The 12,614-nt window shown below is 41.7% G+C and carries 11 protein-coding genes; 2 read left to right on the forward strand and 9 right to left on the reverse strand.

What is annotated here, in order from left to right; all coding sequences use genetic code 11:
- Positions 1 to 5: 5 nt before the first annotated feature.
- The 9 genes from BY457_RS04385 to BY457_RS04430 form a co-directional block, all read right to left on the reverse strand.
- Complete coding sequence (locus BY457_RS04385) at positions 6 to 2,096, reverse strand: chemotaxis protein CheA (RefSeq protein WP_106152097.1); 2,091 nt, start codon at positions 2,094 to 2,096, stop codon at positions 6 to 8.
- Between the two features lie 54 nt (positions 2,097 to 2,150).
- Entirely contained in the window at positions 2,151 to 2,489 is a 339-nt protein-coding gene (locus BY457_RS04390) for an Hpt domain-containing protein (RefSeq protein WP_106152098.1), read from the reverse strand.
- 75 nt (positions 2,490 to 2,564) lie between these two features.
- A complete protein-coding gene (locus BY457_RS04395) occupies positions 2,565 to 2,930 on the reverse strand; it encodes a response regulator (RefSeq protein ID WP_106152099.1) in 366 nt (121 codons plus the stop codon).
- 4 nt (positions 2,931 to 2,934) lie between these two features.
- The gene (locus tag BY457_RS04400) at positions 2,935 to 3,264 is read right to left on the reverse strand and encodes a hypothetical protein (protein WP_106152100.1); all 330 of its coding nucleotides are present in this window, start codon (positions 3,262 to 3,264) and stop codon (positions 2,935 to 2,937) included.
- Between the two features lie 97 nt (positions 3,265 to 3,361).
- Positions 3,362 to 5,101: a methyl-accepting chemotaxis protein gene (locus BY457_RS04405; protein WP_106152101.1), complete on the reverse strand. Its 1,740-nt coding sequence runs from the start codon at positions 5,099 to 5,101 to the stop codon at positions 3,362 to 3,364.
- Positions 5,102 to 5,303: 202 nt separating this feature from the next.
- Positions 5,304 to 5,816, reverse strand: a complete 513-nt coding sequence (locus tag BY457_RS04410) for a YfiR family protein (RefSeq protein WP_106152102.1) — start codon at positions 5,814 to 5,816, stop codon at positions 5,304 to 5,306.
- Between the two features lie 275 nt (positions 5,817 to 6,091).
- Positions 6,092 to 6,871 (reverse strand): DUF2797 domain-containing protein, encoded by a 780-nt coding sequence (locus BY457_RS04415; RefSeq protein WP_258176591.1) that lies wholly within the window; start codon positions 6,869 to 6,871, stop codon positions 6,092 to 6,094.
- Between the two features lie 269 nt (positions 6,872 to 7,140).
- On the reverse strand, positions 7,141 to 8,403 hold the full coding sequence (locus tag BY457_RS04425) for a U32 family peptidase (protein WP_106152104.1): 1,263 nt from the start codon (positions 8,401 to 8,403) through the stop codon (positions 7,141 to 7,143).
- A complete protein-coding gene (locus tag BY457_RS04430) occupies positions 8,390 to 10,234 on the reverse strand; it encodes an LTA synthase family protein (RefSeq protein ID WP_106152105.1) in 1,845 nt (614 codons plus the stop codon). Before BY457_RS04430 ends, BY457_RS04425 begins: the two co-directional genes overlap by 14 nt.
- Positions 10,235 to 10,462: 228 nt before the next feature.
- On the opposite strand from BY457_RS04430, the gene BY457_RS04435 reads away from it, so the two are divergent.
- Both BY457_RS04435 and BY457_RS04440 read left to right on the forward strand, forming a co-directional pair.
- A complete protein-coding gene (locus BY457_RS04435; protein ID WP_181256367.1) occupies positions 10,463 to 11,290 on the forward strand; it encodes a glycosyltransferase in 828 nt (275 codons plus the stop codon).
- A gap of 40 nt (positions 11,291 to 11,330) precedes the next feature.
- Positions 11,331 to 12,419, forward strand: coding sequence for a glycosyltransferase (locus tag BY457_RS04440; RefSeq protein ID WP_106152107.1), 1,089 nt, complete (start codon positions 11,331 to 11,333; stop codon positions 12,417 to 12,419).
- Positions 12,420 to 12,614: the final 195 nt, after the last annotated feature.

A 12,614-nucleotide genomic window follows, 5' to 3' on the forward strand; every position in this document is an offset into this window, starting at 1 on the left:
AAAAATTAAAATTCTTCCTTTTTCTTTCCCTCTTCCTTTTTCTTTCCCTTAAACTTTCCGGAAGAATTCATTTGCAAAACCCGGTTGGTATCAATTACCAGAGAAATGGTGCCGTCTCCGAGAATGGAAGCTCCGGAAACCACCTCATGTGTTTTGAGATAACGGCCCAATGGTTTCACCACCGTTTGATACTCCCCAAGAACTTCGTCAACCAAAAGCCCGAGACGCTTATCGTCATGTTTTACCAGAATCATCTGGGGCACCTCCATCTCAGCCTTCTCTTCTTTAAACACATCGCGCATATCCACATAAGGGATTTGCTCATTTTCAATCACCACGACCTTGTTGAAGGAGTTTTTCAGCTGGTTTTGATTGAGGGCAAAAATTTTCTCGATAGAAGAAATAGGTATCACATACTGGTTATCAACCACTTTCACAAGAAGTCCGTCAATGATTGACAGCGTGAGGGGCAATCGTAAAGTAATGGTTGTACCCTGACCCGCATCGGAATCAATGGACACTTCACCACGTATTTCTGAAATCTTTTTGCGAACCACATCCATTCCTACCCCACGTCCGGAAACATCAGACACAGTCTCCCGGGTTGAGAAACCACTGGTAAAAATAAGGTTGAGAACTTCCTTGTCCGAAAGCTCGGCAGCTTCATCAATAATCCCTTTGGCAATGGCCTTTTTCCGAATATCCTCAACATTGATTCCCTTACCATCATCGGTAACTTCAATCAATACATTGGCACCGGCATGATAGGCTTTGAAGTAGATGTTTCCTTTAGGGGATTTTCCTGCGGCAACCCGCTCGTCAGGCATTTCAATACCATGATCCACCGAGTTTCTCAGAATATGTAACAATGGATCTGTAAGGTGTTCGATAATGTTTTTATCCAGTTCGATATCTCCACCCTCAATTACAAAATCAATCTCTTTACCCAGCTCTTTGGACAAATCACGAACCAGGCGCTGAAAGCGCATCAATTCACTTTGCATCGGGATAAGACTGATCTCAAAGGCATTATCACGCAACTGACGTGACAATTTCTGAACGTTTTCGGCAAGACCCAGAATATCGTTCTCACCTTTTTTCTCCGCATAAACGCTCAACTGTGCCTGAACGGTAACCAATTCACTTACAAGATTGACCAGTTCATCAATCTTCATAGAGGATACTCTGATACTTGAGATCTTGTGTTCCTTAAAGGCCTTCTTTTTTTTCTGTTCTTTATCCTCCGCATCCTTTTGCACATTTTCCGGAGCTGCAGGCTCATCTTTCTTGAGCAGAATCTTCAGATCGCTGACCTTTATCAGAGAGTTGGCATTTCGGGCATTACTGATTAATTTTTTTATTCCCTGATTTACCTCAAATCCACCTGAACAAACTTCTTCCACAGTAAGGTCACACTCATCTTCTACAAAAATGAAGACATCCTTAATTTCGTTGAGAGATTCGGTGGTCGTTAGCAAAATCTGCCATAGACAGTAGTTATTCTCCGGCTCCAGCGGTTCAAAAGAAGGAACTTTATGGGTATAGACAATACTATAACCTTCGCCGAGAGCATGAAGGTCGTCAAGCAAAAACAGCGGATTGGTACCATTCTGCAAAAGCTCTTCCTTAGGGACAAAAGAAATTAGATAAGTCTTCTCTCCATCATCGACAACGGGAGCAGATGATGCAGACACCTCAGCAACAGGAGCAGCACTTCCGGTTTCGGAAAAAGACTGAATACGTCCCATAAAAGCATGGTATGCATCCAGATCATCCTTCTCGGTAAGATCTCCTTTATCAAGAAGAGATTTAATCTCATCCACTGCTGAAAAAGTCAAAGAAATCAAATCGGGAGTGACCTCAAGTTTGTCATTTCTGACCTTATCAAAAATATTCTCCAGATGATGTGTAAAGTCACTCAGGTGATTGAAGCCAAACATAGCGCCACCACCTTTAAGAGAGTGCATTGCTCTGAAAATGCGCTCGATCAGATCCTTGCTCTGCATATCATTTTCGAGGGCAAAGAGCGCTTCTTCCAGATCATTTACATTATCCAGAGACTCTTCAACAAACTTGGCTTTAAATTTATCTATCATAATTTCCTTTTGCCATTTCGCCTTATTCAGATTTCATCAGAGTGATGGAACATCTCAAAGAGCGATTTTTTCAGATTTCAATTCATCAACAATGGCATCGATTCCTCTGATGGTCTGTGTCTTAATTTGTTCAGAAAGTTCCTTTTCCCCCTTGCGGATTCTATCAAAAACCTGCTCCAGTTTCCTGGAGACGGGGGCAAGACTATCCAGTCCGACCATTGGGGCAGTGCCAGCAATACCATGCATGACCATAAAAACATTATTGGCCACCTCTTCGGTTTTGGGGTTTGAGTTGGCAAAATCAGCATTGACAAACATTGCTTTCAATTCTACAAGATCGTCCATGCTGTTTTGAATAAACGTCCTCCTGATTTCTTCAAGTTGATTTGTCATAAGGGTTGGATTTAGTTAAGAAAAGTAGGGTGCTATACATAAATTCTCCAAAAAAAGTTTCGGAGAACACGCAAACTATCTTAAAACCCGGGAAATAGCACTCAAAAGTTTAGCGGGCACAAATGGCTTAATGATCCATCCGGTAGCTCCTGCCTGCTTTGCTTCCATTTTCTTGGCTGCCTGCGACTCTGTGGTGAGAAACAAGATCGGAATGTGTTTATAATCATCCATTTCCCTGACTTTACGAATAAGTCCCAGACCATCCAGGTTAGGCATATGCAAGTCGGTAATAATAATATCGATGGGACGGCCATCCAGATACTGCAGTGCATCTTCGCCATCAACACCCACCAGGACATCATATCCTTCATTCTGAAGTGTAAAATTCACTACTTCGCGGATACTTTCGGAGTCATCAACGATAAGAACTGTTTTTGCCATTTTATTAATTATTTACAGGGTTACTATTTAACAAATCGGAAAATCCGGAATTGGAAACAAGACTCTCCAATTCACTGGGCAGTTTGCTGTTCACGGAAAACTGACGTTTATTTAAACCGGCGGTTTTTTTCAATGATTGCAACAACTGCAGGAAAGTAATATCCAGATTGTCAGGATTATCCACAACTACAACCATATCTTTGGAGAAGTCAACTTGCTGACCAACCGAATCCTTAATTTTCTGGATATAATTAATGGTAAGCTGTCCATTGAATATCACTTCGATGGAATCATCGCCGGTTTTCACCTGAACTTGGAAATTATCGTCCTTCATTTGTTTATTATTTGTATTAAGCAAGTTGGATGATGCACTCAGAGCTTCATTAGCTACTTTTTAACGGGCATCATCGGCACAAGCCCATATGGTCCTCTTAAAATTTCTCATAATTATCCAGGTCAAACTCACGGCCCAAATTACCAAGATTTGGTTTTTGAGTGTTGCCTGACCTACCTTCGCTCTTCTTAGGAGCAGCCTCGTCCTTAGCCTCTGATGAAGCTTTCTTTCGGGTCTCTTTTTCTTTGGAAGACTCTTTAGGGACTTCAATTTTTGGTGCTTTAACATTCACCTCTTCCCCGATTTTAAAGATTTCGACAGCTTTCTGAAGGTTAGCCGCAAGATCACTCAATTGCTCGGAACTGGTTGTCAGCATATCAGATGATGACGCATTTTCCTGGGTAATCATATTGAGCTGCTGCATGGCCTGATTTATCTGATCGGCTCCTGTCTTCTGTTCCATACTTGCAGCAGCAATCTCCTTAATCAACTGAGTAGTCTTTTCTATGTCAGGAACGAGCATTTTGGATTTCTCTCCTGCTTCCTTCGAAACCTTGAGACCTTTGGAAACCAATGTTACAATATCATCAGCTGCAACCTTACTTTTCTCTGCAAGCTTACGTACTTCAGCAGCAACCACAGAAAATCCACGTCCGTGCTCTCCGGCGCGGGCGGCCTCTACTGCAGCATTCAGTGCAAGGATGTTTGTCTGGAAGGCAATGTCGCTAATCACAGAAATTCGCTCTGAAATATCCTGCATTGCTTTAACAGCTTCAGCAGACAATTCATTTGCTACATTTACCTCTTTGGCAGTTTCAACGGTAATCTTTTCTGTCTGAATGGCATTATCGGTATTCTGATCGATATTGGCAACCATCTCTTCAATGGAAGTAGATACCTCCTCTGCTGAAGCAGCCTGATCTGCAGAACCGCGGGACAACTGCTGTGAGCTGTCGCGAAGATTTTTACTGGAATGAACCAGATCCAGCGCATTTTGCTTGATAGTAACTACCGTGTTTTTAAGGCTCATGGCCATTGATCCGAGCTCACGGGCCAGGATTCCAATTTCGTCATTCTGGTTAACATCCACCCGGGCTGTAAGGTCACCCTTACCAAAAGCCTGGGCAAAAGAAACACCTTTTGAAAGTGGTTTGACAATTGTAGTATAAAGAACAAATCCAATAATCAGAGAAGCGGCAATCAGGATGATGCTCATTAACGCTGTAAACCAGGTAAACCAGGTAAAGTTATCGTTCATGTCCTGCAATGATGCCTCATATTTTGCCAGATAAGTTGTTCCCAGTCCGGAAACGTCTTCAATAATCTGGTCACTCAGGGTAATGACATCTCCACCTTCCACAACCATTGGCTCCACCTCAAACATAACCATAGGGTCATCGTAAGATTCGAAAGAACTCAAAAGCCCCATAATGGACTGATGCATGATAAAAAGAGAGTCAATTTCATGAAGGGCATTGTTCAAAATCTCCTGATCCTGCTCATTATCCCACTCTTTTGAGATGGTAAGCAGCCGCTCCTTTAATTGAGGAAAGTCCTTATTGTGAATGGTTTCCAGCCGAACTTTATCCGGAGTATCTGCCTGGCGATCGATATACACCCAGTTTTTTATCAGCATCTTGGTCTGAGTAACCATCATCTCCAGGTCGCCCAGCATTTCTGTAGTGGGAGAATAAACACTGGTAACTCCGTTGGTAAGATTTTTACTTCTGGTAAGTGTTCCCAGGGTAAGAACAGAGTTTATCAGAATAACTACAAGTATAAGCCCGAAACCAAAAATCAGTTTTTGGGCAATGTTTAAATTGTATTTTAGTTTCATGAACCAGATTTTTTCATATACCCGGGATTGTTGGTGACTGAATCAACAAAAATCCCTGGACTGATATGGACTTACCAGTCCGGGGCTTATAGTATTATTTTATAAATTCATTTGCTCACGCGGGCCTCATATGCTTGATGGCACTCAAAAAAACACCCTCTTACAACAGCATTTGAGTCCCCCACGCTCCTTGCCTGCTTCCTTACAAAACGATGGCAGAAGACATGTTTTCCAATCTGGAACTGATCTGAAGTCCGTTACTTGAAGCATTCCCTTTATGAATCTCAAACTTAAGAACTTCATTCCGCACCACAAAATTAATCATAGAGCCGTGATCGGTAGCCCCTTCACTTTCGGTAACAATAAGAGAGTTATTGCCCAGTTTTTGTTTTATCTGTGCTGCATTGCGTGAAAATCCGGATCTGTCGGAAACAAACAAAACCTGGCAATCGGTAAGGTCAGCCAAAGAGTTAAACTCTTTAACCACTACGGTTTGAAAACCAAATTTCTTTCCACCGGTCTGCTGATCAATTCGTCTTGCAATATCAGAGTCTTGTAAAACTCCGATTACAAAATCTCCCTGACGCGCAGCTTCAGGCCAACCAATATAGCGAATAAAGTTGAGAGTAAAAACTGCTTTATACTTCGCCACCTGGCCCTGCATCAAAACTGGCATTATCATCAACAATGCCAACATCAAGTAAAACTTTTTCATTTTGTTTTAATAAATTTTAATTCAAAGTAACCCTATCACCGGGATTTCCGGAAATTATTTTCTAAAACCCTGTACTACTGCCTTAAAACCTGAAAGACAGAAGAACTCTGTTTCAACACAATCGTTTTCTGATTATATATCACATTGCTACGTAATTGCTTGAGTTTGGTTTCTTTTTAAAACTCAATTTTTTACAACGAACATTAAAAAAGATAAAGCTACATAACCAAAACTGCCTGAAACAAGGCTTCCTATAGAAAGAATTTTTATTTTGTTTAGTCCACTGACAATTGAATTTTATACCCCGAAAACCTCCGTACATTCAAAACTTTTTCTCCTTCAAAAAAGAGGTATTGGCCACGAATACCCTGAAGTTTCCCCTGGATAACCATTTCCTTATCGAAATTATGTTGTGAGGGATTCACAGGCCATTGATTGACCGGGTATGAAAAATCAAACACCTCTTGATCATCAAAAAGCGCATACTGTCGAAGTTCAGGAGGCAAAGAGTCAAGCGCTTTTTCTTTTTCTGCAGGCAGGTCAATCCCGGGAAGATCCTCGTTGGTTACCATCTTCTTCCAATTTGTTTTATCGCCAAACAGCTTCATCAGAAATTTTTCAACTACACCGGCAATATGCCGGTTTGGCACCTGACATAGACGTATAGCCCGTTCTGCCCCCTGATCAATCCATCGTGTTGGCACTTGAGAAAGACGGGTGATCCCCACTTTCAGACCTCCACTCACTGCGAGATAAACAATGTGAGGTTTAAGACAATGATCTTCCGACCAGGCCATATCGCGTGAAATTCCCAAATGTGCCTTACACCGGTCGGGGCGAAGCACACATTCAGAGGCCTCGGGAGCTGTGGTAAAACAGGGATAACAAAACCCCTGTCCGAAAGACTTTTTGGTTTCCTTCCCGCACTTAATACAATTTATCTTATTCTGATAGGTTAAGGTCAAAGATTTACCCAACATTTGGGTCATATCTACTTCATCTTCATCCAGCCGGAGGGAATAGGAGACATTATCCCCATCAAGTTTACTGGACATTTTTATTAAGTTTCCCTGGTATTGCATGTGACATTTTTTTAGAGGTTGAGGGTTGAGGGTTGAGGGTTGAGGGTTGAGTTTATTTAGTTTCTGTCCATAAACTAAGCAAATTTTGTTCTTAGAGCTGTTTCTGGTCAGAAATTGCCAATTGCCAGGCTTGAGAAGCCGCCAAAAACGGAGTTTACTAATCGTAAATGAGTATTTTGACGGCAAGCGTAAAAGCCTGCCCCGATCCTTCGGGGACGCAAGTGGTACATTATGGACAGAAACTATTTATGCTTGGGACTTACCCACTTATATAATTTATCCGATCGTCTGATTTTCTCTTTTATCGGGATTGATAGCCGATCACCTTTTTGGGCCTCTTCCACAGGTTGTAAATCCACACGAATCTCAGGAACTGTCATCTCCACCACACCGGTGGTGGGACCGGTAATCAGAATTTCATCACCCACTTTAAGGCTTTTGGTTTCCAGCACAAATTCGGCAACGCCAATTTTAGGAAAATAGTTGGTTCCTTTTCCGAGATAGACCTTTTTTCTGGTAGCCAAAGATCCGTAATTGGCACTCCATTCCCCCAATTTCTGTCCAAGGTAATAACCATCCCAGAAACCCCGGTTAAAGACAGACGCCAGCCGCTGATCCCACTGATCAATTTTCTCCTGCGAATAGCTGCCATCGAGAACAGAGCTAATAGCTTCGCTATAACTTGACACAACTGTCTTCACATATTCCGGTCCCCGGGCTCTTCCTTCAATTTTAAACACCCGCACGCCGGCATCAATCATTTTATTAAGAAAATGAATGGTTTTCAAATCTTTGGGCGACATGATGTATTCATTATCCACCTCCAGTTCCTGACCGGTATCTTTTTCGGTAACGATATAACTGCGTCGGCATGGCTGAAGACAACCTCCCCTGTTAGCAGACGAATTGAGTTGGTGAAGACTCAGGTAACACTTCCCTGATACAGCCATACACAAAGCACCATGCGAAAACATCTCAATACGAATCAACTCACCTGAAGGTCCTTTAATCTGTTCTTTTTCTATGGCTTCATAAATAGCTTTGACCTGATCCATATTCAACTCACGGGCCAGCACCACCACATCAGCAAAATGACTGTAAAACTTCAGGGCTTCCACATTGGAGATATTGACCTGCGTAGAGATATGAACCTCAACACCTATGCTGTTGGCATAATTGATTGCTGCCTGATCGGACGCAATAACAGCAGATATTCCGCTCTCTTTTGCAGCATCTATCAGCTTTCGCATCACCGGTAAATCCTTATCATAAAGAACGGTATTGACAGTGAGATACGTCTTTACATCATATTCTGAAGCAATTCGTACAATCTCCCGCAAATCATCTGTTGTGAAATTACTCGATGACCGGGAACGCATATTCAATTGTTCCGCACCAAAATATACAGAATCCGCTCCACCCTGGATGGCCGCCATCAGTGACTCATAAGAGCCCACAGGTGCCATTACCTCAAAATCACTCCTTTTCAGATTATTTCTTCCCATTATTAATTCTTTCTTTAAAATCGGTCGCCACCCTTTGCATAAAAATTTTAGCTTTCAGACTATCCACTTCATTTCTTGCACCATCCAGCACCAAAGGCGTAAAATTACTCTTATCGAACACCTGAAACTGATTTGGGCTGACCAAACCAAACCCATCGGGATAGTGCATAAAAGCAAACCCCCGGGTGTCCTTATCCAAAATATTTTTACTGAATTCAAAATCACCGGTCTCAATGCCCAACTGCGAAAGTAATGTGGCAGCCAAATCGGCCTGTGAACCATACGTATTGATTACCGTATCCCGCACAGCCAAAGCACCACCGGTCCACAACATTGGAATCCGGTATCGGCGTGCATCCGTATAACCCAACTTTTCGGGACCGGTAACACCATGATCGGCAATCAATACAATCAGAGAGTTGTCCCACAAATTTTTTTCTTTCATTTCGTCAACAAACTCCCCCAGACAACTGTCGGTGTAATGTACCGAATTGAAATAATCATTCTCATAAACACGCTCCATAGGCACATCAAATGGTTCATGACTGCTCAGGGTAAACATGAAATTAAAGGCAGGAGATTCTGACTCTTCAATCATGGATGCAAATTTCCTGAAAGTAAACTCATCATGCACTCCCCATTTCTGGCCCCTGTTTTCTACAGGGAAGTCATCAATGTCCACCACATCATCAAACCCGGCAAGCGTAATCAATGACTTCAGGTTTTTAAAAGCCATATCCCCGCCATAAATAAAATTCAAATCGTTGTAGCCTGCATTCTTCAGTTTTTGAGGGATAAAACTCAGTTTCCGGGACTTATCGGGATACTGCATGATGGAGTACCCGGGAATGCCGGGATAACCGGCCATTACCCCAACCATACCATAGTCGGATCTGAAGCTGGTGGCAAAAATATTATCAAAGAAAACTCCTTCTTTCTTCAGCTTCTCCAGATTTTTGGTAATAGGTGCTCCTCCCAGTGATTCAATAGCCTGAGCAGAAAACCCTTCTAATAAAACAACCACAATATCGGGCTGTCGTGTATTGAGTAAAGGCTCAAATTCACCGGACTGTTGCATCAAATCAGCAAACTGCTCCTCTGCGACATCCTCACTGACAAACCTGTACTGTCCTTCTTCGATGCCACTTCGTTTCATCGAATAGGCCAGGTTCCACAGCGGATTAACCGCCGCATTGTTGGCAAATAAAGAATTGGAAAAATAGGCAGCACCCGTATTGATCGGAGCCACTCCGAAGCTTCCACGAATGGGGACAATCATCAGTGCTGCAAGAAACAGGGTAACTCCGGCATTGATGGCCGTAAGCCGCCATTCAAATACGGCTACAAATGGTTTTTGAACTACAAACTTCCGAAACAAAACAATCAAGCCCCAGCAAACGCCTGCCAGAACAACAAAGAAAACCAACACCTCGGACCAATGAATGGAATTCAGAATAATTCCCGGAGTCCCCAAAAACGACACCGCTTCACTGTTTAGATGTCCGCCCCAATATCGGAAAAGGTTGATATCACCAAGCAAGAGACCTGCAAAGAGAGGAATAAGAATGTAATGCATCCACAAAATACAGTTACTGCAGAACTTCCGTTGAATAAGCAATGACGCCACCTGAATTACGGCCGTGAGCAGCATCAAATATCCTGAAAAAGAGAGATCCATTCGAAGCCCGGGTCCAAAAGATGCCAATATGGTAAGTAAGGACGTATTGTCGGCATAACCGTAATTGACCACAATAAAAACCGCCCTGAAAAAAGCAAAGAAGAGCAGCCAGAAAAGCCACACCTTTAGAAATGTATATAAAAACCTCTTCATCGTTTTAATTGATTCTTTGTATGGAATCTGCAAAAGTAAGGAAAAAGAAGGAAATCCTTAACAAATACAAAACGTTCGACGTTAAATAAACCTCCCTGGCTTTCAACTCATAAATCGATTTGAATCAGAGAATTTCACACAGAGAATTCTATTTTACTATAAATGCGAAATACAATTCATATTTTTGTCCCTGCACACTGTTTAAGAAAAATTAAATATCCGGCAGTAATGACCAAAACATCAATAATTATCTCATTTTACAACGATTTTTCAACCCTAGGCGTTGTTCTCGAAGCACTGGACAAACAATCAGAGCCTGACTTTGAAGTCATAATTGCCGATGACGGCTCTGGGAAGACAGCTGTCAGTCAAATTCAACTGGAAAAAACCAGACATTCGTTTCCTCTGCTGCACGTATGGCAGGAAGATAAAGGATTCCGAAAAACCAGAATATTAAATAAAGCTATATTAGCCTCCTCTTCAGAATATCTGATTTTTATTGATGGAGATTGTATTCCACATCGCCATTTTGTTAAAGACCATTTGTGTTTCCAGGCCCCCAACACAATAATTGCCGGAAGAAGAGTCAATCTTTGCAAAACATTAAAACCCAGATTTCTAAAAGAGCAAGTTAAGGGAAGGGCACCTTTTGTATTTTTCCTAAGACTTTTATGGGACAGCCTCATTGGAAAAACCAGAGACGTAGAAAAAGGAATTCGCATTCCGATGAAACCTCTTAATATAAAACTGGGGAAATTTAACCGGGGAATACTGGGCGCTAATTTTTCGTTGTATAAGAAGGCCCTTTGGGACGTGAATGGTTTTGATATGCGCTATGAAAAACCATTTGTCGGTGAAGACACCGACCTTGAATACCGGCTACGACTATCAGGAAAGAAAGTATTCAGTCCAAGATTCCGAGTAGTTCAGTACCATTTCATACATGAACGGCAGGACCGGGTTTCAGAAACTGAAAACCTAGAAATATTGAGAAGCACAAAGGAGAAGCAGGAATCCTTTACGCCCTTAGGATTAAGAGAACTAGCCAACTCATAACCATTTAACAGGTATTCCCTGTTATCGTAAAAAAACAGCTATGAACAACGATACCAAAATATGCTTTTTCAATTCCGTAAAATCCTGGGGTGGAGGCGAAAAATGGCATTTCGACATGGCCTCCATGCTCTTTTCTGAAGAAGTAAATCTCTTTTTTATTGCAAACAAAAAAAGTGCACTGGCTGAAAAGCTGAAAAGTGCATCCATCCCATTTTACAAAGTATTAATTGGGAATCTTAGTTTTCTCAATATTTTTAAACTGTACCGTCTTTTTCGCATCTTCAAAAAAGAGAAGACGGACACCCTCATAATGAATGCCTCTGCAGATATAAAAGCGGCAGGCATTGCAGCAAAAATGGCTGGCGTCAGAAGAATAATTTACCGCAGAGGAAGTGCAATACCGATCAGAAACACTTTTCTGAACCGGTTCATATTTAAACACATCCTGACTGATGTAATTGCCAACTCAGAAGCAACAAAAAAAACAATAAATCAAAATAACCCATTCCTGTTTCCCCATGCGCAAATCAAAGTTATCTATAATGGATTACATACAGATTTGCTTCCTCCATTGCCGGACAAAGTTAGAACCAGCAGTAATGAAATTATCATTGGAAATGCAGCGAGACTTGCACCTCAGAAAGGGCATGAACTCCTTATTGAGATAGCCGTTGAATTAAAAAAGACAACCTCAGCATTTAAAATTCTTTTAGCCGGCGACGGGCCTTTAAGGGAGCAGACTGAAAAACTTATCCGCCAGAATAACCTTCAGGAGAACGTCGTACTACTCGGTTTTAAAAGTAACATCTATAATTTCATGGATTCCATCGATATTTTTGTTCTGACCTCAAAATGGGAAGGATTTGGATTTGTCCTGGCCGAAGCCATGTTAAGAAAAAAACCTATTGTAGCATGGAACCTCAGTTCCAATCCGGAATTGGTTAAACATGGGAAAAACGGTTTCCTGACCGAACCCTATGATATAAAAGATTTTTCCAATTACATTATAGACCTCATCAGAAACCCACAGAAAAGATCAGACTTCGGGGAGTACGGGTATGAATATGCCAGTCAGAACTTTTCTATAAATAACGCTACAAAAAGTCTCCGGGAGTTTTTAAATGTTTAGTCCACCTTCAGGAAAACATTCTTTTGGAAAAACTTTTACTGTTCTGAGATAACGGAACGACCATTTTTATCCAGCCTGCTTTCCATTGAGGAAAAGAGTTTCAAGCTCTTCCCGTTCAATCCTGGTTTAATATTTCTCAATTGAGAATTCCTCCATTCGGCTTTTACCTGAGAATGCGAATGATCGGGTAATATC

The organism is Marinilabilia salmonicolor (assembly GCF_003003035.1).
Lineage (GTDB): Bacteria > Bacteroidota > Bacteroidia > Bacteroidales > Marinilabiliaceae > Marinilabilia > Marinilabilia salmonicolor_A.

Bases quoted from the DNA above. Each gene is read 5' to 3' on its own strand.
- BY457_RS04385 (WP_106152097.1), bottom strand. From the start codon at position 2,096: ATGATAGATAAATTTAAAGCCAAGTTTGTTGAAGAGTCTCTGGATAAT.
- BY457_RS04390 (WP_106152098.1), bottom strand. From the start codon at position 2,489: ATGACAAATCAACTTGAAGAAATCAGGAGGACGTTTATTCAAAACAGC.
- BY457_RS04395 (WP_106152099.1), bottom strand. From the start codon at position 2,930: ATGGCAAAAACAGTTCTTATCGTTGATGACTCCGAAAGTATCCGCGAA.
- BY457_RS04400 (WP_106152100.1), bottom strand. From the start codon at position 3,264: ATGAAGGACGATAATTTCCAAGTTCAGGTGAAAACCGGCGATGATTCC.
- BY457_RS04405 (WP_106152101.1), bottom strand. From the start codon at position 5,101: ATGAAACTAAAATACAATTTAAACATTGCCCAAAAACTGATTTTTGGT.
- BY457_RS04410 (WP_106152102.1), bottom strand. From the start codon at position 5,816: ATGAAAAAGTTTTACTTGATGTTGGCATTGTTGATGATAATGCCAGTT.
- BY457_RS04415 (WP_258176591.1), bottom strand. From the start codon at position 6,871: ATGTCCAGTAAACTTGATGGGGATAATGTCTCCTATTCCCTCCGGCTG.
- BY457_RS04425 (WP_106152104.1), bottom strand. From the start codon at position 8,403: ATGGGAAGAAATAATCTGAAAAGGAGTGATTTTGAGGTAATGGCACCT.
- BY457_RS04430 (WP_106152105.1), bottom strand. From the start codon at position 10,234: ATGAAGAGGTTTTTATATACATTTCTAAAGGTGTGGCTTTTCTGGCTG.
- BY457_RS04435 (WP_181256367.1), top strand. From the start codon at position 10,463: ATGACCAAAACATCAATAATTATCTCATTTTACAACGATTTTTCAACC.
- BY457_RS04440 (WP_106152107.1), top strand. From the start codon at position 11,331: ATGAACAACGATACCAAAATATGCTTTTTCAATTCCGTAAAATCCTGG.